Raw genomic sequence first — 18,799 nt, forward strand, 5'->3', positions numbered from 1 at the left:
ATATTCGCTGCATGCAAGCGGACACGAAGGGTAATGTACGTCTACCTGCCGATCGCAGAAATGTCGGTAAATGTCCTGGTTCTTCTGGGACTGGGCGCTGCGGTTGGGTTTCTTTCCGGCCTATTCGGTGTGGGCGGCGGCTTTCTCATGACGCCGCTGCTCATGTTCCTCGGCGTGCCGCCTGCTGTCGCTGTCGCGACCGGAACCGCCCATGTCGTCGCGTCCTCGGTCTCCGGGGCCATCACCCAATACCGGCGCAACAACGTCGACGTGAAGATGGGCCTGATCATGTGCCTGGGCGGCCTGGTGGGCACGACCGTCGGCGTCGAGACCGTTCGCGTGCTGCGCCGAGCTGGGCAATTCGATCTGATCATTTCCTTGACCTACGTGACGTTCCTGGGTGTCATCGGCGCCTTGATGCTGATCGAAAGCATCAACACTTGGCGTAAAGCACAGGCGGGTATCGTCCCCGCTGGGCGCCAGTCGGGGCAGCACAGCTGGGTCGACGGTTTGCCCTTCAAAATGCGGTTTCACCGTTCAAAGCTTTACATCAGCGCCATCCCGCCGATTTGTATCGGCATGTTCGTAGGCTTCATGGCGGCCGTCATGGGCATTGGCGGCGGCTTCGTCATCATACCGGCGATGATCTACTTGCTCCGCATGTCGACCAGCGTGGTCGTCGGCACATCGCTTTTCCAGATCGTTTTCGTGGCCGCGCTGGCGACTGTGTTGCACGCCATGCAGAACAAGACGGTCGATGTGATGCTGGCGGTCGTGTTGATGGCAGGCGGCGTGCTGGGCGCTCAATACGGCACGACAGTGGGCGAAAAGATCCGTGGGGATCACTGGCGGTTTAGCCTGGCCGTGCTGGTTTTGGCGGTCTGCCTCAGAATGGGCTACGATCTGGTAGCCGCCCCAAGCGACCTGTACTCGTTCGGCGGCATGCATCGGGGACCGTGATGGAGTTGGCCCGAACCTCGCTTGCTGCGCTGTCTCTTGCTGTCGCTTTTGCAACAGCCATTCCGGCCCGCGCGCAGACCCAGCCACCTGAAACCATCGAAGCCGACGTCTCCACCCGCAGCGTTGCCATCACACCGGATTATACCGGGACCGAGATCCTGATTTTCGGAACAGTAGAGCATAGCCGTCAGCCGAGCGCAGAGGCGGGAACCTATGACATCGTCGCGGTCGTCGAAGGCATGTCGTTGCCGGCGATCGTGCGGCGCAAGTCGCGGGTCGGTGGACTGTGGATCAACACCGACTCGGTCCGTTTTTCCTCCTTCCCGAGCTTCTACGGTATCGCAACCACGCGCCCGCTCGACGAGATTGCGGAACCTCAAACGCTCGCCACTTATCAGATCGGTTTCGGTTACGTGCGCATGGTTCCATCCGGAAGCATCCGGTGGGCGCCATCGACGCCGGAGCAGGCCGAGGAGTATCGCACTGCTGCCATTCGCCTGAAGAAAAAGGACCGCCTGTTCGTTCAGTCGGATTACGGCGTCACCTTTCGCGGGCGCTCGCTTTTTCGAGCAACCATCTCGCTTCCTGCCAACGTGCCGGTGGGACCGCTGACCACGCGACTGTTCCTTTTCAAGGACGGTAAGATGCTCTCGCAGTACAAAAGCGAAGTGATGATGGAGCGCACAGGGCTTGAGCGCTTCCTGCACGATGCGGCTTATGACTCCCCGTTTCTCTACGGGTTATCGACCGTGCTCGTCGCCGGGGCGGCAGGGTTGTTCGCCTCCTTCGCCTTCCGCCGCGGTCCGCGCTGATCCATCAGTCCGCGCGCAGCAAACGCGAAGCAACCGGATACACGCCCTCCTGGCCAAGCATCCATACCGACAGCCCCTCCGCGCCGAAGACAGGCATGAAGGCGTCGTCCATCACGTTGAGGCCCCCGGTGTAGGCGCCGAACGCCGGCAATACGAGCCGCAGGCCGTTGCCGACGAAGCAAGGACGCCGCAATGCCGTGCCATTCATCACAAGGCGCGCGGCGGGATGCAAATGACCGGCGATCTCATGCGTGCGTGCGCCTCCTGCCGGTTCGTGACGAAAGGTAATTCCTTCAACGACCAGTTCGTCGAGGACATGGCCGCCAATCACCTGCCCCGCAGCTCCATCATGATTACCCGCGATCCAGATCCATTCGCGATCAGCCAGCATGATGGAAAGCGTCTCGCGGTCGGCTACGTCCATGCGCTCCAGCGCGTCGGCATCGTGGAAACTGTCCCCCAGCGCGATAATCGTTGCCGCGTCGTATACGTCGATCACCTCAGCGAGCTTTTGCAGTGTCTCGCGCGTATCGTAGGGTGGCAGCATCTGCCCGCGCGCGGCGAAGTGCGACCCCTTCTCCAAATGCAAATCGGCGACGATCAGTGCGTCTTCGGCCGGCCAATAGAGGGCGCCGGACATGTGTGCGCGAAAAGCCTTGCCGCACACCGACAATGGAGAATCGGAAAAATCGCTCAAGACGAGACTTTCAGGCCTGAGCCCGGACATGGTGCTCCCCCGGTCGTGTCTATGCCTATGGCTCCGTCGCCTCGTTGATGAGGTCCTCGGCGGCGGACCGTAGAACGTCCTCGTGCGCGCCGAAAACCTGCTCCCGGCCAATCTCAAGCAAGATCGGCACCGACAAAGGTGAGACGCGCTCTAATGCTTGATGCCTGATTCGGCCCTTGATGCGGGCGAGAAACTCCCCGAGGCGCCCGATGTCGAGCAACCCCGTGGCCGCATCTGCCCATGCGGCTTCCAACAGAATGTGGCCGGGATCATGGCGGCGAAGCACATCGTAGATCAGATCGGTCGACATCGTGACCTGCCGGCCGGACTTCTCTTTACCCGGATGACGACGCTCGATCAGGCCTGCGATCACGGCCGCGAGACGAAAAGTACGCTTCATCAGGCTGCTTTCCGCAAGCCAGGCGTCGAGATCGTCTCCCAGCATATCCTGATCGAAAAGCTCATCGAGACTCAAGCGGCCGCGTTCGATCAAATCCGAAATATCGCCAAGCCCCCAAACCGCCAACCCGTAGTCGTTGGCGACGAAGCCCAGCGGCTGTGCACCACTTCGGTCGAGCCTACGGGTCAGCAGCATTCCAAGGGTCTGATGCGCCAACCTGCCTTCAAAGGGATAGGCGACCAGATAGTGCCGCTGCGCGCGGGAGAAGGTCTCGATAAGTACATCCTCGCGGCCCGGCAGCGACGACCGGCGCTTTTGCAGCCGTAGCCATTGCTCCACCGGCGGCGGCAAGGCCTTCCACGATTTGGGTTCGGACAGGATCGCGCGAACACGAGCAGCCAGATGCGTGGACAGCGGAAATTTGCCACCGGCATAGCTTGGGATCATCGCATCCTTTGCGTTCGAGCGGGAGACGTACGCCTCGGTATCGCGCAAGCCTTCAAAGCGCACGATCTCACCGGCAAAGGCAAATGTATCTCCCGGCGACAACTGTTCGATGAAATATTCGTCGACTTCGCCCAGAACCCGCCCGCCCTGCAGTGCGCGCGCCCCTCCTGATTTACGTTTGCTCGGTGAAGTGAGGCGCACCTTGATGACGGGCGCATCGACGATTGTTCCTGCGTTGAGGCGGTATTGCTGGGCGACCCTGCCATTCGCGACGCGCAACTTTCCGTTCTCGGCCGGGCGCAACTTCGCAAACCGCTCGTAGGCTTTGAGCGCGTACCCACCTGTCCCGACGAATTCGATGACACGGTCGAACTGTGTGCGCGTCAAACCCGCATACGGCAGCGCGCTGCGGACTTCTTCAAAAAGATGGTTGGGATTAAACGGCTCCTGACACGCCATCCCGAGTACATGCTGAGCCAATACATCAAGCGCACCAGAGCGCGACAACACGGCATCCTGTGCGCCAGCCTCTGCCGCCTGGAGCGCGGCGCGGCATTCCAACACTTCAAAGCGGTTGCTCGGAACCAGAATGGCCTTTGACGGCTCGTCGAGCCGGTGATTGGCGCGGCCGATGCGCTGTGTCAGGCGGCTGGCACCCTTAGGCGCTCCGACGTGAATAACCAGATCCACATCGCCCCAGTCGATGCCGAGATCGAGTGTCGAGGTCGCAACCACGGCCTTGAGCGAACCGGCGGCCATGGCGCTCTCCACTTTTCTACGTTGCGCAGCAGCCAGCGAACCATGATGGAGGGCGATGGGAAGGTTTTGATCGTTCACCCGCCATAGCTCCTGGAAAGTCAGTTCGGCTTGCATACGCGTATTGACGAAGACGAGGCTCAAACGGTGCGCTGCAATCGCCTCATAGATTTCCTCGATGGCATAGCGCGTCGTATGGCCTGCCCACGGCACACCGACTTCCGCTTCAAGGATTTTGATGTCGGGCTTGGCGCCGCCATGGATCTCGATCAGTCCCGAAAGATCGGCGCGGACGTCGGGCTCCTTCTGAGCCATGAGGTAGGCACGCAACTCGGACGGGCGCGCTACGGTGGCTGACAAGCCAATGCGGATGTGGCCAGGAGCCAGCATCTCAAGCCGCGCCAAATCTAGCGCCAGAAGGTCGCCCCGTTTCGACGGCGCAAGCGCGTGCAGCTCATCCAGAATAACCGTATCGAGATCCGCAAACAGAAATGGCGCATCGGGATGGCTGAGCAGCAACGCCACTTGCTCGGGCGTCGTCAGCAAGATGTCAGGAGGGTGTTTGCGCTGATGTTGGCGGCGCGCGGGCGTTGTGTCGGCCGAGCGGGTCTGGGTTCGAATCTTCAAGCCCATTTCCACGATGGGCTGCTCAAGATTGCGGGCAACGTCACAGGCAAGCGCCTTGAGCGGCGAGATGTAGAGCGTGCGCAAACCGGCACCCTTGCGCGCTCTCTTACCTGGCTCCGACAGGCGCACCAGAGAGGGAAGAAAACCGGCCAGCGTCTTTCCGGCCCCGGTCGGGGCAATCAGCAAGGTGGACTGGCGGCGTTGTGATGCTGCCAGAAGTGCCAACTGATGCTGACGTGGCGTCCATCCGCGCGCACGAAACCAAGATGCGAAGGGCTCAGGTAACGGAGGCATACTCGGCGGAATCTTTTCGTCCGCTCGTATGCGGTCGTCCAAAGCGTTTGCTGCGCGCGGCATTGGCCGTTTTGTGGACATGATGACAAATACGATCTAGACGGGCCGAAGAGTTCCTCAAACAGAGGACATATTCTATCCCTTGCGTCATGTCCCGGCGCCCGATTTGCTTGCTGGTGGAGAGCATAGATGAATTTGCGCGGCTTTCTTGGCGGCCACCCGGTCGCGGTGCTCATTCGCCTCATATTGATATCCGTGCTCACCGGCATCGTGCTGTCGGCGTTCGGCCTTACGCCAGCTAACTTCTTCCAAACGCTCGATGACTTTGCGCGCTGGCTCTACGACCTCGGTTTCTTCTCTCTCGAATGGCTGCTCCAGTACCTGGTTCTCGGCGCGATGGTCGTCGTGCCGATCTGGTTCATCGCGCGGCTGTTGCGCTCACGCGGGATCAAAACGGACTGAAGCGCACATGCTTCAACCAAGCGGCCGACGCGCCCATTCCCCGGCTTTGCGGCCTCGGATGTCGCCAAGCGACCGCCCACCGGCCGCGCGTACCGCTTCCGCCAGCCTGTCCTTGATTGCACAAATCAGCCCCGGTCCTTCGTAAACCAGGCCGGTATAAAGCTGCAGCAGCGTCGCACCGGCCTCGATCTTGGCGAGCGCCGACTGCGGACTGTCGATCCCACCAATCCCTATCAACGGGATCGCACCATTGGTCTCCTGATACACACGGGCAAGCATCGCCGTCGCGCGTTCGAACAGTGGACGGCCCGACAGACCGCCTGCCTCGCGGGCGTTACGATCGGTGAGCCCGGTACGCGCCAGCGTGGTATTGGACACGGCGATCGCATCCACCTTATGAGCAACAAGTTGGGCGACGATAGCCGGAAGGTCGGCTTCCGCGATGTCGGGCGCGATCTTTACGATCAAGGGTCTGAGCGACTGCCCTTCGGCTTCGAGCTGCGCCCGCGCCGCCCCCACTTTCGTCAGCAATTCATCGAGCGCGGCGGGCGCTTGCAAATCGCGCAGTCCAGGCGTGTTGGGCGATGAAATGTTGACCGTGAAATAGCTGGCGAGGTGATTGAAAGTCTTGATCCCCGCAACGTAGTCGGCTGCGCGGTCGTCCGCATCCTTGTTGGCGCCGATATTGACGCCGACGATGCCGCCCTTGCTTCTGCGCGCTTCCAGTCGCGCCAGCGCCGCTGCGTGCCCGCCATTGTTAAAACCGAGCCTGTTGATCATGGCGCGGTCGGCGATCAGGCGAAACACGCGCGGCTTCGGATTGCCGCTCTGGGGCTTAGGCGTCACGGTGCCGATCTCGGCAAATCCGCATCCCAAGCCGAGCACCGCATCCGGCACCCGGGCGTCCTTGTCGAACCCGGCAGCGATTCCGATAGGATTGGCAAACCGCAAGCCCATAACCTCTTGCGCCAGTTCGGCTGCGTCACCCTTGGGCGCTCTGGGATAAAGTCCCGCCTCCATGGCCGAGATGGTTGCCGCGTGCGCATCCTCCGGGCCCAACATGAAGAGACCGGCGCGCGCCGCCGGATAGAGCCTATTCAACATTCCAGCCATTCCTCTTGAAGTCTCGGAACGCCGTCCGCTCCGAGTTCAAGGGGCCTTTGCCAGAGCGCGAGGGCAGCTGGCAATGGTCCATAAAGATGCGGGAACAGGTCTCCCCCGCGCGATGGCTCCCATTTCAAGTCGGGACCCAATGCCTGTACGTCGAAAGCAACCAGAAGATGATCCGTCTTGCCACGGAAATACTTGGCCAGCGTCGCGCCAAGCTGATGCGCTGCCGAAAAATGGATGTACCCATCCCTCAGATCGTCGGGCGAACCGTTATACACGCCCGCGGTACGTGCCCTGTCCCAATCCTCACGCGCCAGAACCTTGAATACGACCGGAGGGGGAGCCTGATTATTCGTTCCACTATCGCAGTGTTGCGCTGACACCTTGCCTCGCATGAATCGTCAAAGGTGAGATTGGCATCTACGTGACGAGATTCTGTCTTTTATAAAACGGATTAGACCATTGTCTTGAGATTGACTTTGAGATCCGCACAGAAATTTGCCACGGAAGCGCTACCATGGACATGCTATATGGAAACGAGTATAGCGCAGCGCGCCGCTGCGGCCTTCAGTTTGCCGCGCCGGGCTGTCCAACAAAACGTGTCCTCATGCCGTCTGGTTTACAAGCGTCCTCGTTCTCCATATCCGACATTCTTTCAGGTCCTTTCCTCCTAAACGTCCCGGTTTATCAGCGACCCTATGCATGGGGTTCCGATGAAGCAGGCCAATTGCTCGACGACCTGTTGGACGCCGCGGGCATAGAAACGGGCAATGTCCCCGATCCGGATTATTTTCTGGGTGCCGTGCTACTGATGGAGTCGCGGCCCGCGCAAAGTCCTGAAAACATCAGACTTACGAAGTCGATGGCGCCGCGCTCTTTCGACATCGTCGATGGGCAGCAGCGCCTTGTGACGCTGCTGACGCTGATTGCCGTTCTTCGCGACCTGGAACAGAGTCCCAAAAGCCATACCGCACGGCGCGCGAGCACGGTCATGTCGGTGCGCAGCGGCCGGGGATTTTTTCCTACGTTCACACCGCGTATCCAGCTATCGCACCGCGATCAGCCGTTCTTTGAGCGCTACATTTGCGCGCCGGGCTCCACCCGGCTCGAACCTGAAGCGGCCGCCGAAGGCGCCGAAGCAGCGCTGCTGGAGGTTCGCGACTATTTCATCGCGCAGCTATCCCAATATTCGCAGACCGACCGCAACCGGATTTGCGACTACGTCCTCGATCATTGCGAGGTGGTCGCCATTCTCAGCGGCGAGATAGACCGCGCCTACCGCATGTTCATCGTCTTGAACGAGCGCGGAAAGAAGCTTCAGCGCAACGACATTCTAAAAGCCGACGTCATCAGCCGTCTCAAGCCCGAGGAGGTCGATTGGGGCGTCAAGGCGTGGGATCAGACGGCAGCGGAATTGGGAGACGACTTCGAGACGTTCTTTTCACACCTGCGCACCATCTATGGTCACTCGCGGCCGCAGATCGTTTCTGCCGTGCGCGCTGTCGTCAACGAAGAGGGCGGCGGAGCTCCGTTCATTCGCAACGCGCTATTGCCGCTCGCAGGCACGTTCTCCGCCATTCGCCGCAACAGCGCTGACTATGGCGATCTCAGCCCGCGTATGCGTTGGTATCTACATTATCTCAATCGCTTGGCAGACGGCGACTGGGCGCCTGCCGCAATGCTTGCGCTCAAAGACCGTCACAACAGCCCTGCGGCCTGCGAACGTCTTTTGGGCGAGATCGACCGCATGGCACACTTGCTGCGGCTGCTATGCCTTGGTGCCGGGCGCCGAAAGAAGCGCTTCTCCGACATCGCGGACGCTATCCGCAAGCACGGCTACGTCACTGCGACACACGATGCCTTCTCCATCAGTCGCGAGGAAACGCGCAACATAGCTTTTCACCTCCGGGATATTCACAAGCGCAATCAGAAAATCTGCAAACTGCTGCTGTTGCGGCTGAACGACGAACTTTCCGGCAGCATAAATCGGATCGATCCCGACAAGCTCACCATCGAGCATGTCTTGCCGCAGCGTCCGCCCAAGTCGAGCGAATGGCGAAAATGGTTTCCCTCCGCGGACGATCGCGCCGTTTGTACCGAGAGCCTCGGCAACCTCGTCCTCATCACGCAGTCCCAAAACGACAAGGCGCGCAATGCGTTCTTTCCGGAGAAAAAGGAGATATTCTCAAGCGGACACATTCTACCAATCACGCGCGACGTCGTAGCTTCCACACAATGGGCAAAGCCTGAGATCGAAGCGCGCGAGGCGCGATTGCTTGCGGTCCTCCAGCGCATCTGGCGTATCGATCTTCCGCAGGCGCGCGCGCAAAGCAGCACCAGCGCACAACCGCCCATCAAGAAAGTATCCGCTGGCTGATCATCGCGAAAGTTTGGGCACATCTGACTTTGATGCGCCTATCAAAGCCGATGACTGTGAGCCGACAAGGTCCCAAAAATATTAAAGCCCCGCTCAGCGGCCTGGGGCCGCGGGCAGGGCTTCGTCAAATCCTGATCATCTGTGACTAGCTGCGCTAATGGCGCGTCACTTTGCTCAGCCTTTCCATCTCATCTCGTAGCTTGAGCTTTTCTTGCTTCATCCGCCGGATTTCGGCGTCGTCAATACCTGGGCTCGAAATGGCTTCTTCGATCCGCTGATCGAGAAGCCGGTGCTTTTCGGCTAATTCTGCAAGATGAGCTGCCATCGCCATCTAGTCCTCTCCTCAAGAAGTTGCAGACCTTAAAATGCTGCCACACAACTGTTACAAAGTCCAACGTTTCGACCTCACAAAATCGGCACTAAACCTTATGGCTAGCAAAGTTTCAGACATGGAATTTTCTTAAAAAATTAAGTTTTTTCATTACACTAGAGCTAAAGGACATGACGTCTGTCAGGCTTCGCCGATATCGGTTACAATGCAACCAGCACGGTAGTCGTGGTGAGCCTTAAGCGGGGGCGGGATCACTCATATGCAGCGGCGCGACGAGCGCGAGCTTCGGGAAGAACTGGTCACGCTCAAAGGCGAGCATCGTCAGCTCGATGACGAGATCGTAGCCCTCGAAGCCAACCCAACAGCAGATCAGTTGCTCATCAAGCGGCTGAAAAAGAAGAAACTTGCCTTGAAGGATCGCATCACGGCAATTGAAGATCGGCTTTTGCCCGATATCATCGCCTGATCGGTGAGGCTGTTTGCGTAACCACTCCAGCATGGCCGTGCTCATCAGCTCTTGTCATCAGCCTTCCCCTCAATTAAACCCCGGCCTTTCCGCGGCGTTCCGACGCTTTGAGACGAGCGAAAGAAGATTATGACGGGCAGCACGCCACGTGTCGGCATCATCATGGGAAGCCAGTCTGATTGGCCCACGATGAAGCGCGCGGCCGAAATTCTCGATCAGCTTGGCGTCCCCCATGAAACCAAGATCGTCTCGGCCCACCGCACGCCCGACCGGCTCTATGAGTATGCCAAATCGGCCAAGGACCGGGGACTGCACGTCATCATCGCAGGCGCTGGCGGCGCGGCGCATCTTCCGGGCATGACGGCCTCAATGACGGCACTGCCGGTGCTCGGCGTTCCCATCGAGAGCAAGGCGCTCAAGGGCCATGACAGCTTGCTGTCCATCGTCCAGATGCCTGGCGGCATTCCCGTCGGCACGCTCGCCATCGGCGAAGCGGGAGCGAAGAACGCCGGCCTGCTGGCCGCACAGATCCTGGCGCTGAGCGATGCCGCCTTGGCCAAGCGCGTACAAGCCTGGCGCGACGCAAATACGCGCAGCGTGGGCGAGACGCCCACAGACGGTTGAGACAGCGAACACGATGTCGGCAATTGCACCGGGTTCTACGATCGGCATTCTCGGCGGCGGACAGCTTGGCCGCATGTTAGCCATGGCTGCGGCGCGGCTCGGTCTGAAGTGTCATGTCTATGCCCCCGAGGCAGACAGCCCCGCTTTCGACGTCGCAGCCGAGCGCACAATTGCCGCCTACAATGACGAAACAGCCCTTTCGCGCTTTGCCGACGCCATCGATGCGGCGACCTACGAATTCGAAAACATCCCCGTTGCAACGGTAGAATTTCTCGCAAAACGCATTCCCGTGCGTCCGGGCGCCAAGGCTTTGGCGTGCGCACAAGACCGCATCAACGAGAAGACTCTTGCCCGCTCACTCGGCGCCAGGACTGCAGAATTTGCCGCTGTGAACAGCGAGGCAGATCTGCTGCAAGCGCTCCAAACAATCGCTCCACCCTGCGTACTTAAAACGCGCCGCTTCGGCTACGACGGCAAGGGCCAGGCGAAGATCCTCAAGCCTGAGGACGCTTCTAGCGCATGGGCCGACATGCGCGATCAACCTTCAATTCTGGAGTCGTTCGTTAATTTCCAGCTTGAAGTCTCGGTTGTGGCCGCACGGAGCGTCGATGGCGAATTCCGCGCCTACGACGTGACCGAGAACGAGCACCGCAATCACATTCTGCACCGCTCGCTCGCCCCTGCCCGCATCACAGAGCAGGCTGCGAAGGATGCCATCTCGATCGCCGAGAAGATCGCGGTCGCGCTCGACTACGTCGGCGTTTTCGCCATCGAATTCTTCGCCCTGCATGAAACCGGCAAGGATGTTCTCTACGTCAATGAAATGGCACCGCGGGTACACAACTCCGGACATTGGACCATCGACGGCGCCGTCACCTCACAGTTTGAGCAGCACATGCGCGCGGTCGCCGGGTGGCCGCTGGGTTCGACGGCTCGCAAGGCCCCGGCGGTCGAGATGATCAATCTGATCGGTGACGACATTCATGCCTGGAAGGAGATCGCCGCCGATACGGGAGCGTTTTTCCATCACTACGGCAAAAAGGAAGCCCGGGCTGGGCGCAAGATGGGGCACGTCAATCGGCTGTTACCCTCGCTGCCATTGCCCGATTGAAGCCCCGGCCTCCACCCTGCGTCAGGCCGTCGCACCATGCCGAGCGCCGGACTGTCCTCACGTGAAATCTCCGCGTAACGCAGGGCGATAGACAACCTCGCGCGGGTTTGGTATACGCACCGCTAGAAATCGGACGCGGGACCCGGAGGCAGCAGCCCCGGGCTCCGTGGTTTTTTGCTTAAACGTTCACACCGCACATCAGAGGAAAACACCGCGTGCAGGTTCTCGTCCGCGACAACAATGTCGATCAAGCTCTTAAGGCCCTCAAGAAAAAGATGCAGCGCGAGGGCATTTTCCGTGAGATGAAGCTGCGCAACTACTTCGAAAAGCCCTCCGAGAAGAAGGCCCGCGAGAAAGCGGAAGCCGTTCGTCGCGCCCGCAAGCTGGCCCGCAAGAAGGCCCAGCGCGAAGGCCTGTTGCCCGGCAAGCCGGCATCGCCTGCCCGTGGCGGCCGCGGTGGTGCTGCAGGCGGTCGTGGCGGCTTCAACAGCGGCGGTGGTCAGGGCGGCGGCGGCGGCTTCAACAGCCAGCAGTCGGGCTGAGATAAGCTCAGGCGGTCACATCAGCCGCCGAGCGTAAAGTTTCGAACGGTCCGCCTCACAAGGCGGGCCGTTTTCAGTTTTGGAGACCGGTCCCTCAAGACCGCGTGGGTATAATCCCGACGCAAAGCGTTCGCGCCACCGACCCTGACTTTAAGGCGATTGAGACGACGATGACGTCGGCGCGGCGGCTGCGTGCCCCGCCCGTGGCGGCCAGAACTTGTCGATCCAGGCGTTTATAGCGTCGTAAGAACCGTACATGTAGTGGTCGGCGTGGCCTGCGTCCTTGAACGTCGCGATCTGCTTCGGCTCGTTCGCCAACGCGTACATTTTGCGGCCCATGGAAACGGGAATGGTCTCGTCCTTTTCGCCATGCACGATCAGCAGCGGACAATGCACCTGTTTGATGAAGACCTGGCTGTCGTAACGATCCAGCAGCATGGGGCGCACGGGCAACCAAGGATACTGCCCCGCAGCCACGTCGCTCAATGACGTATAGGGCGCGTCAAGGATCAGCCCCCCTGGCGCCTTGGCGGCGGCCACCTGCACCGCCACGCCGCTGCCCAGGCTCTCGCCATAGATGATGATCTCAGCGGGTGGCACGCCCTGTGCGACGAGCATGTCAAACGCCTTCATGCCGTCGGCAACGTTGGCTTGCTCCGATGGAGAGCCCGTCGATCCTGAGTATCCGCGATAGCTCATCATGAAGATGCCTCGACCCCAGCGGCTGTATTTGCGGATACGCTCCTGGCGGCTCTCCAGAGAACCGGCGTTGCCGTGAAAATAAAGCAGCGTCGGCTGCCCAGCGCGCGCCTTTGCGTACCAAGCAATCACATGGGCGCCATCGCCCGTTTGAATCACCTTCTCTTCGACCTGCTCAAGCCCGGCATCGCGGGGAAGCGTGCGCGCTGTCTCTGGCAAGTAGATGAGCCTGCGCTGGCCCAGATACATGGCAAGTGCCACGGTCAGATAAAGGCCAACGGCCAGGATCAATGCAGTCTTCAAGTCCGCCCCCTTCCGACCCGGCGTCGCACTAGTCCGCCGAAAGGTATCCGATTTGCCGTCCGTGGCGGCGGCGAATGTCTTCCAGCAACTCAAACACTTCGTTGCCATGGAGCGGACGGAAATGCTTCACCATGCAAGCATCGTTGGCAGCCAGGACTTCCCGGTAGATGGGCTCCGCCGTCCGATGCAGCATGGCTACCGCAGCAACGCTGCTGCGGGGCATGTTGATTGGCACTTTCGGCGCGATAGACGACAGGATCTCTTTCGCGCTGTCTGAGAAGTAGGCCGACAACCGGCCGAAGACCGACACGATCCAGATCAGGAACGTCTCCTTGAAGCGGAAGTCGTAGGCGTCCATCCATTCAAAGATCTTGTCGCAGGTGAAATCCTGCAGGCGCACGCTTCCAGTTTTCGTGTAGTCCTGCCATTCGCAGACGAGATCGAATTCTTTCTCCATGTCGATGTCGCCCGGCGCGAACGTTTCCGTCGCTTTCACCCCGATGCGTCTGAGAAAATCGCGGTTCTGCATCCCGATCCGGGTAGGATAGCGCGGAAGTTCAACCGTGCCGTCACTCGCCATCTCATAAGCGAGCCGCACCAGCTTGGAACAGAATAACCGCTTGCGGGTGTCGAGGCGCATCGAAAAGTCATAGAGAATGCGCCTGCCAATTCCCTCGCGGGACGCCTTGACGTGCTCGTAGATCAGCTTTGCGGCCCGCTCTGCGAGATCAGCATCCTTGTGCCGGTAGAGCACGGCGCGCGCGATACCATGATCGAGCGCATGCGCAAGCGAGCCGAACACCGCGCCATCCTCGATGAGGCTTTCGACTACGAAGTGCGTGCCGCCTCCGTCCAGGTAGACGATGCAGACATGCGAGAATTGGCTATCGACGTCACCGATACGGGCGATGGCTGCGCTGTTGTGGCGCTCGCCGCGAACCAGGAGAACATCGCCGGAGCGAAACGTGATGTCTCGTCCCTGGCGCGGTGCATAGAAGCGCCAATTGACGAGGGTATTCGTCTCCCCGCCCGTGAACCCGCGCAGCCCCTCGCCCGTGGCAATATGCTTACCGTGTGCCAGCGCGACCTCGCCCACCATATCGTTGACGTAGCGCAGGATGCGAAAGGCGTCGCGTAGTGCCTTCTGTACAGGCAGAGACATCATCCCTTTTGCTTCGAACTCTCCCAGTCGGTCGCGCAGGCGCATGCGGACGTCGAACAACCTGTACTGGATTGAAACCGCATCCTTGGCGACCTCGCGCACGTCATAGGCATCGAGGTTTGCGGTGGCGGCACGGTTGTAGATCATCCCAAACGCCTTTTCGAGTTCATAAGCGGAATTTGCCGGTGTTGCCGCAAGTCGCTCGATCACAGCGAGATCATGCTCGTATGACGACTCTGGACCTGCGGGGGACAACACGACGAAAACTCCAAGAAACCCTGTGGGGCGGACTATACCAAAGGCGGTTCGGCAGAAAGCGTCCTAAGGGCAACACAACGGGCGCGATGTCCGCAAACATTCCGTCTGGCCGATGCCCGTGACACAAGCATGTCGGCTGCCTTCTTTTTGCCCGCTCATAGCAAAACGGCGACCCTGGTGCATTGACCGGGGTCGCCGTCGCATTTTCCCGTGTCGCCCGGCGCTTTGGGCCGAGCTCCGCCAGCCTCAGTGAGCCAGAGCCTTGGCGATTTCCTCCGTCATCTTCTTGGCGTCACCCAGGACCATCACCGTGTTGTCCTTGTAGAAGACCGGATTATCAATGCCGGCGTAGCCGGATGCCAGCGAGCGCTTGTTGAAGAAGACCGTCGCTGCCTTCCAAACCTGAAGCACGGGCATGCCGTAGATCGGCGATGACTTATCCTCTTCCGCGCTCGGATTGACGACGTCGTTGGCGCCGATCACGTAGACGGCATCAGCCTGCGCAAACTCCGCGTTGATGTCTTCCAGCTCGAAGACCTCATCGTAGGGCACGTTGGCTTCTGCAAGCAGCACGTTCATATGGCCAGGCATACGTCCCGCAACCGGATGGATGGCGTATTTCACCTCGACGCCATCCTTCTTGAGCGCATCCGCCATCTCGCGCAGCGCGTGCTGCGCCTGGGCAACCGCCATGCCGTATCCCGGTACGATGATGACCTTGGAAGCGTTCTTCATGACGTAGGCAGCATCTTCAGCCGAGCCAAGCTTGACGGGCTTCTGCTCCCCGCCACCGCCAGCCGGGCCAGCCGTCTCGCCGCCGAAACCGCCCGCGATAACCGACAAAAACTGACGGTTCATGCCCTTACACATGATGTAGGACAGGATCGCACCCGACGAGCCAACCAGCGCGCCCGTGATGATGAGCGCGATGTTACCGAGCGTGAAGCCGATGCCGGCCGCCGCCCAGCCCGAGTAGGAGTTCAGCATCGAAACGACCACCGGCATATCCGCGCCGCCGATCGGGATGATGATGAGCACGCCGAACGCGAGGCTCGCCAGCACGATCAGCCAGAACAGGAACGCCGAGCCGCCCGACTGCATGAACCAATAGATCAGCAGAATGATGAACAACCCCAGACCGGCGTTGATGAGGTGGCGCATCGGTAGAATGATGGGCTTGCCCGACATGCGGCCCGACAGCTTGGCGAACGCGATCACAGAGCCGGTGAACGTGATGGCACCGATTGCGACACCCAATGACATTTCCAGAAGGCTCGCGCCTTTGATGCCTGCAGCAGCGTTGTTGGGATCGACCAGGATGCCGAAGGCAGACGGTGCATACAGTGCACCGGCGGCAACGAACACGGCAGCAAGACCAACCAGCGAGTGGAAGGCTGCGACCAGCTCAGGCATCATGGTCATCGGGATTTCGCGCGCTGTCTTGGCGCCAACAAACGCACCAGCACCCATACCGAGCAGGATCAGCGCCCAGGTCCAGAAGCCGTAATCGCCTAGCTGCGCGATCGTCGTGAGGATCGCGACGGTCATGCCGATCATGCCGAACATGTTGCCTTGGCGGGACGTCGCCGGGCTCGACAAACCACGCAGCGCGAGAATGAACAGGACACCCGCAGCGAGGTACAAAAGGGCAGCGAGATTGGCGCTCATGTCAGTTTCCTCTATCGGCAATCAGTCTTGAGGTGGGGCACAGCGTCATGGATCACGAGCCCTGCTTCTTGGCGGGGGCGTCCTTCTTCTTGTACATCGCAAGCATTCGTTGCGTGACGAGGAAGCCGCCGAAGATGTTGACGGAAGCCATCGCGAGCGCCAGCACGCCGAACACCTTGGCGATCGCGCTATCGGAAGCGGTGAGATTGACGCCAACCGCGAGCAGAGCGCCAACGACGATCACCGACGAAATGGCGTTGGTCACGCTCATGAGAGGTGTGTGCAGCGCCGGCGTCACCGACCATACGACGTAGTAGCCGACGAAGATCGCCATCACGAAGACCATAAGGCGATAGACGAAGGGGTCGACTGCGCCGCCGATCCCCTCGGAGGCGAAGGCGCTTGCCGGCACCACAAGCATGGCGAAAGCAACCAGGGCCAGCGCTTTGAGATGACGCATTGGATCTCTCCCAGTTTCAGGTTGTTCAGGACTGCGGCACGAGGTTGGGATGGACGAGCTTGCCGTCCTTCGCCACCAGCGTACCTTTGATGAGGTCGTCATCCCAATTGACGGCGAGCTTCTTCTCTTTCTTGTCGAGCATAATCTCGATGAAGGCCAACAGGTTCTTGGCGTAGAGCGAGGAAGCGTTGACCGCGATGGAGGCCGCAAGGTTGATCGGCCCGGAGATCTTCACGCCATTTGGCGTCTCGATGACCTTGCCAGCCTCGGTCAGTTCGCAGTTGCCGCCGCGCTCGGCGGCGAGGTCTACGATGACCGCACCAGGCTTCATGCTTTCCACCATGGCGCGTGTAATAAGACGCGGCGCCGGACGCCCTGGAATGAGTGCGGTGGTGATAACGATGTCTTGGATCTTGATGTGATTGGCAACGAGTTCAGCCTGCTTGGCTTGATACTCAGCGCTCATCGGCTTGGCGTAACCGGCAGCCGTTTGCGCCTGCTTGAACTCTTCATCTTCGACCGCGATGAACTTGGCGCCCAGCGACTGCACCTGCTCCTTCGTCGCGGGACGAACGTCGGTCGCCGTGACCTGGGCACCGAGGCGGCGCGCCGTGGCAATGGCCTGCAGGCCCGCAACGCCGACGCCCATGATGAAGGCCTTTGCTGCGGGCACCGTACCCGCGGGTGTCATCATCATCGGAAGCGCCTGCCCGAACATGGCCGCAGCATCGACAACGGCCTTGTATCCGGCGAGGTTTGCCTGCGACGACAGAACGTCCATCGACTGAGCACGTGTCGTGCGCGGCATGAACTCCATGGAAAAGACGCTTGCCCCCGTCCCCGCCAGCTCGTCTAGCCCGGCGCGGTCGCCGTAGGGATCTATCATCGCCGCCACGATCGCGCCCGGCTTCAAGAGCTTGATATCGTCAAGCGTGGGACGGCGCACGGCCAGGAGAATATCGGCGTCGCGCAAGGCGGCTTCATGCGGAACAATTTCTGCGCCTGCCGACTTTAGCACGTCATCGGAAAAGCGCGAGCGTGCACCAGCGGTGCTTTCGACGCGAACCGTCGCGCCTGCTGCCAACAGCTTCTTGACCGTCTCGGGAGAGACTGCGACGCGCGGCTCTTCTGCCGGCTCACGGGTAACAGCGATCGTGACCATGAAAGCTTCCGATTACGTTTTTGGATGGGGCCAGAAACTATTTAGGCAGGCCCGACTTGGACCTGCCCTGGATTGAGGTCGTGCAACGACGGCCCTTCACGGGCCTGCAACGCTCAAACCAAGAAAATCTTCATGCCGACGAGCAGCACAACGATGGCCGCGATGATAAACTTCGTCAGGCGGAGAAAGCCTTCGTAAGTGCGGAGGTGTTCCGAGTAATCCATATCCGGATGTCCGCTAGTCGTATCAACACCCACGTCCTTATCCTCCCTTAGATTTTGGATCGCGCCCATTCAGGCCGCTTCTGGTAGCGCAACGCCCCGATGTCAGCAAGGCAACGCAAGACTATCTTTTGAACAATGACAATGTTTCGCAGGATGCGCAAATGCCTTTCTCAAACCAGTTCAGAATTAAAGATCCGGATCTGGCAAAAGTCGTGGTCCGAACGTCGATCTACTTTCTGGCCGCCGCCCTTATGACTGTAGTCGCCGATGCCGGGCCGGAACCGCGCGCGGGCACACTGGGTTCTTGCCTCAAAGCGGTCGCAGACCAGACTGGTCCGAAAATATCCTGCGATTATATGGTGTTGCTTACGACGGACGAGCGCGATGAGATGCGCCGCCTGACCCGCGGCCTGCTTCAGGACGCAAGTTGCGTGGTCAAGGTCGAAATTGAACGCGCCTTAGTGGAGCCGGCCCTCACAGAACCCGACCATGTTTTCAAGGCTCCTCCCCAACCGGTCAGCTGTGAAATCAAGACCAAGAACGGTGGCTTTCCCATCAAAGCAACTTTTGCACCCGAAGTTACGTTCAAGGAGGGACGGGCGGTGGCAGGCACGCCTGGGCTCGGCAATGTTGAAGGTATTAACAGTTACCTAGCTTGGCCCGTTGTCGCCTTCGTCAACCGATCCTCCCTTATCGGGGATGCCATGCTTGACATAATCAACACCTACCGGCCGCGGCTGCGCCCGTCGCATTGACCTTCGGCTCTGGCGACGCACGCCATGGTCTCACCATATGGCGGGCGGACTATCGGAGCTTC

Annotated in this window: 20 protein-coding genes; 9 read left to right on the forward strand and 11 right to left on the reverse strand. The window is 60.1% G+C overall.

Annotated features, from left to right (window positions below):
* The first annotated feature begins 33 nt into the window (after positions 1–33).
* Positions 34–960: a sulfite exporter TauE/SafE family protein gene (locus R3D51_01010; GenBank protein ID MEZ5898048.1), complete on the forward strand. Its 927-nt coding sequence runs from the start codon at positions 34–36 to the stop codon at positions 958–960.
* Positions 960–1,772, forward strand: coding sequence for a TIGR02186 family protein (locus R3D51_01015; protein MEZ5898049.1), 813 nt, complete (start codon positions 960–962; stop codon positions 1,770–1,772). The genes R3D51_01010 and R3D51_01015 overlap by 1 nt, the downstream gene beginning before the upstream one ends.
* 4 nt (positions 1,773–1,776) lie before the next feature.
* On the opposite strand, the gene pdeM is transcribed toward R3D51_01015, so the two are convergent.
* Together pdeM and R3D51_01025 are read right to left on the reverse strand one after the other, a co-directional pair.
* Positions 1,777–2,499: a ligase-associated DNA damage response endonuclease PdeM gene (pdeM, locus tag R3D51_01020; GenBank protein MEZ5898050.1), complete on the reverse strand. Its 723-nt coding sequence runs from the start codon at positions 2,497–2,499 to the stop codon at positions 1,777–1,779.
* 25 nt (positions 2,500–2,524) lie between these two features.
* Complete coding sequence (locus R3D51_01025; GenBank protein ID MEZ5898051.1) at positions 2,525–5,023, reverse strand: ligase-associated DNA damage response DEXH box helicase; 2,499 nt, start codon at positions 5,021–5,023, stop codon at positions 2,525–2,527.
* Positions 5,024–5,212: 189 nt separating this feature from the next.
* On the opposite strand from R3D51_01025, the gene R3D51_01030 reads away from it, so the two are divergent.
* The gene (locus R3D51_01030; protein ID MEZ5898052.1) at positions 5,213–5,485 is read left to right on the forward strand and encodes a DUF6460 domain-containing protein; all 273 of its coding nucleotides are present in this window, start codon (positions 5,213–5,215) and stop codon (positions 5,483–5,485) included.
* Between the two features lie 12 nt (positions 5,486–5,497).
* On the opposite strand, the gene R3D51_01035 is transcribed toward R3D51_01030, so the two are convergent.
* Both R3D51_01035 and R3D51_01040 read right to left on the reverse strand, forming a co-directional pair.
* Positions 5,498–6,589 (reverse strand): quinone-dependent dihydroorotate dehydrogenase, encoded by a 1,092-nt coding sequence (locus R3D51_01035; protein MEZ5898053.1) that lies wholly within the window; start codon positions 6,587–6,589, stop codon positions 5,498–5,500.
* Positions 6,583–6,978, reverse strand: coding sequence for a DUF952 domain-containing protein (locus R3D51_01040; GenBank protein ID MEZ5898054.1), 396 nt, complete (start codon positions 6,976–6,978; stop codon positions 6,583–6,585). The genes R3D51_01035 and R3D51_01040 overlap by 7 nt, the downstream gene beginning before the upstream one ends.
* A 134-nt stretch (positions 6,979–7,112) precedes the next feature.
* Here R3D51_01040 and R3D51_01045 point away from each other — a divergent pair, with 134 nt between their 5' ends.
* Positions 7,113–8,972: a DUF262 domain-containing HNH endonuclease family protein gene (locus R3D51_01045; protein ID MEZ5898055.1), complete on the forward strand. Its 1,860-nt coding sequence runs from the start codon at positions 7,113–7,115 to the stop codon at positions 8,970–8,972.
* A 154-nt stretch (positions 8,973–9,126) separates the two neighbouring features.
* Here R3D51_01045 and R3D51_01050 read toward each other — a convergent pair whose 3' ends face one another.
* Entirely contained in the window at positions 9,127–9,303 is a 177-nt protein-coding gene (locus R3D51_01050; GenBank protein ID MEZ5898056.1) for a YdcH family protein, read from the reverse strand.
* Positions 9,304–9,562: 259 nt separating this feature from the next.
* Between R3D51_01050 and R3D51_01055 the strand changes: the two genes are divergently transcribed.
* The 4 genes from R3D51_01055 (at position 9,563) to rpsU (ending at position 12,046) form a co-directional block, all read left to right on the forward strand.
* Complete coding sequence (locus R3D51_01055; protein ID MEZ5898057.1) at positions 9,563–9,769, forward strand: DUF465 domain-containing protein; 207 nt, start codon at positions 9,563–9,565, stop codon at positions 9,767–9,769.
* Between the two features lie 129 nt (positions 9,770–9,898).
* Complete coding sequence (purE, locus tag R3D51_01060) at positions 9,899–10,393, forward strand: 5-(carboxyamino)imidazole ribonucleotide mutase (GenBank protein MEZ5898058.1); 495 nt, start codon at positions 9,899–9,901, stop codon at positions 10,391–10,393.
* A gap of 13 nt (positions 10,394–10,406) precedes the next feature.
* Positions 10,407–11,504 carry a 5-(carboxyamino)imidazole ribonucleotide synthase gene (locus tag R3D51_01065; protein MEZ5898059.1) on the forward strand — a complete coding sequence of 366 codons (1,098 nt, stop codon included), beginning with the start codon at positions 10,407–10,409 and terminating at the stop codon, positions 11,502–11,504.
* A gap of 215 nt (positions 11,505–11,719) precedes the next feature.
* Positions 11,720–12,046 (forward strand): 30S ribosomal protein S21, encoded by a 327-nt coding sequence (gene rpsU / locus R3D51_01070; protein ID MEZ5898060.1) that lies wholly within the window; start codon positions 11,720–11,722, stop codon positions 12,044–12,046.
* 150 nt (positions 12,047–12,196) lie between these two features.
* Here rpsU and R3D51_01075 read toward each other — a convergent pair whose 3' ends face one another.
* The 6 genes from R3D51_01075 to R3D51_01100 form a co-directional block, all read right to left on the reverse strand.
* Positions 12,197–13,048 (reverse strand): alpha/beta hydrolase, encoded by an 852-nt coding sequence (locus tag R3D51_01075; protein MEZ5898061.1) that lies wholly within the window; start codon positions 13,046–13,048, stop codon positions 12,197–12,199.
* 28 nt (positions 13,049–13,076) lie between these two features.
* Complete coding sequence (locus R3D51_01080; GenBank protein ID MEZ5898062.1) at positions 13,077–14,468, reverse strand: YiiX/YebB-like N1pC/P60 family cysteine hydrolase; 1,392 nt, start codon at positions 14,466–14,468, stop codon at positions 13,077–13,079.
* Between the two features lie 246 nt (positions 14,469–14,714).
* Positions 14,715–16,136: an NAD(P)(+) transhydrogenase (Re/Si-specific) subunit beta gene (locus R3D51_01085; protein ID MEZ5898063.1), complete on the reverse strand. Its 1,422-nt coding sequence runs from the start codon at positions 16,134–16,136 to the stop codon at positions 14,715–14,717.
* Positions 16,137–16,188: 52 nt separating this feature from the next.
* Positions 16,189–16,557, reverse strand: coding sequence for a proton-translocating transhydrogenase family protein (locus R3D51_01090; GenBank protein MEZ5898064.1), 369 nt, complete (start codon positions 16,555–16,557; stop codon positions 16,189–16,191).
* Positions 16,558–16,621: 64 nt separating this feature from the next.
* Positions 16,622–17,758: a Re/Si-specific NAD(P)(+) transhydrogenase subunit alpha gene (locus R3D51_01095; GenBank protein ID MEZ5898065.1), complete on the reverse strand. Its 1,137-nt coding sequence runs from the start codon at positions 17,756–17,758 to the stop codon at positions 16,622–16,624.
* Positions 17,759–17,871: 113 nt separating this feature from the next.
* Entirely contained in the window at positions 17,872–18,051 is a 180-nt protein-coding gene (locus R3D51_01100; GenBank protein ID MEZ5898066.1) for an aa3-type cytochrome c oxidase subunit IV, read from the reverse strand.
* A gap of 92 nt (positions 18,052–18,143) precedes the next feature.
* On the opposite strand from R3D51_01100, the gene R3D51_01105 reads away from it, so the two are divergent.
* Positions 18,144–18,737: a hypothetical protein gene (locus R3D51_01105; protein MEZ5898067.1), complete on the forward strand. Its 594-nt coding sequence runs from the start codon at positions 18,144–18,146 to the stop codon at positions 18,735–18,737.
* Positions 18,738–18,799: the final 62 nt, after the last annotated feature.

Source organism: Hyphomicrobiaceae bacterium (genome assembly GCA_041397645.1).
Classification (GTDB): domain Bacteria; phylum Pseudomonadota; class Alphaproteobacteria; order Rhizobiales; family Hyphomicrobiaceae; genus Hyphomicrobium_B.

Bases quoted from the DNA above. Each gene is read 5' to 3' on its own strand.
- pdeM (MEZ5898050.1), bottom strand. From the start codon at position 2,499: ATGTCCGGGCTCAGGCCTGAAAGTCTCGTCTTGAGCGATTTTTCCGAT.
- R3D51_01100 (MEZ5898066.1), bottom strand. From the start codon at position 18,051: ATGGGCGCGATCCAAAATCTAAGGGAGGATAAGGACGTGGGTGTTGAT.
- R3D51_01050 (MEZ5898056.1), bottom strand. From the start codon at position 9,303: ATGGCGATGGCAGCTCATCTTGCAGAATTAGCCGAAAAGCACCGGCTT.
- R3D51_01085 (MEZ5898063.1), bottom strand. From the start codon at position 16,136: ATGAGCGCCAATCTCGCTGCCCTTTTGTACCTCGCTGCGGGTGTCCTG.
- R3D51_01045 (MEZ5898055.1), top strand. From the start codon at position 7,113: ATGGACATGCTATATGGAAACGAGTATAGCGCAGCGCGCCGCTGCGGC.
- R3D51_01095 (MEZ5898065.1), bottom strand. From the start codon at position 17,758: ATGGTCACGATCGCTGTTACCCGTGAGCCGGCAGAAGAGCCGCGCGTC.
- R3D51_01030 (MEZ5898052.1), top strand. From the start codon at position 5,213: ATGAATTTGCGCGGCTTTCTTGGCGGCCACCCGGTCGCGGTGCTCATT.
- R3D51_01055 (MEZ5898057.1), top strand. From the start codon at position 9,563: ATGCAGCGGCGCGACGAGCGCGAGCTTCGGGAAGAACTGGTCACGCTC.
- R3D51_01105 (MEZ5898067.1), top strand. From the start codon at position 18,144: ATGCCTTTCTCAAACCAGTTCAGAATTAAAGATCCGGATCTGGCAAAA.
- R3D51_01010 (MEZ5898048.1), top strand. From the start codon at position 34: ATGTACGTCTACCTGCCGATCGCAGAAATGTCGGTAAATGTCCTGGTT.
- purE (MEZ5898058.1), top strand. From the start codon at position 9,899: ATGACGGGCAGCACGCCACGTGTCGGCATCATCATGGGAAGCCAGTCT.
- R3D51_01090 (MEZ5898064.1), bottom strand. From the start codon at position 16,557: ATGCTTGTGGTGCCGGCAAGCGCCTTCGCCTCCGAGGGGATCGGCGGC.
- R3D51_01035 (MEZ5898053.1), bottom strand. From the start codon at position 6,589: ATGTTGAATAGGCTCTATCCGGCGGCGCGCGCCGGTCTCTTCATGTTG.
- R3D51_01065 (MEZ5898059.1), top strand. From the start codon at position 10,407: ATGTCGGCAATTGCACCGGGTTCTACGATCGGCATTCTCGGCGGCGGA.
- R3D51_01015 (MEZ5898049.1), top strand. From the start codon at position 960: ATGGAGTTGGCCCGAACCTCGCTTGCTGCGCTGTCTCTTGCTGTCGCT.
- R3D51_01025 (MEZ5898051.1), bottom strand. From the start codon at position 5,023: ATGCCTCCGTTACCTGAGCCCTTCGCATCTTGGTTTCGTGCGCGCGGA.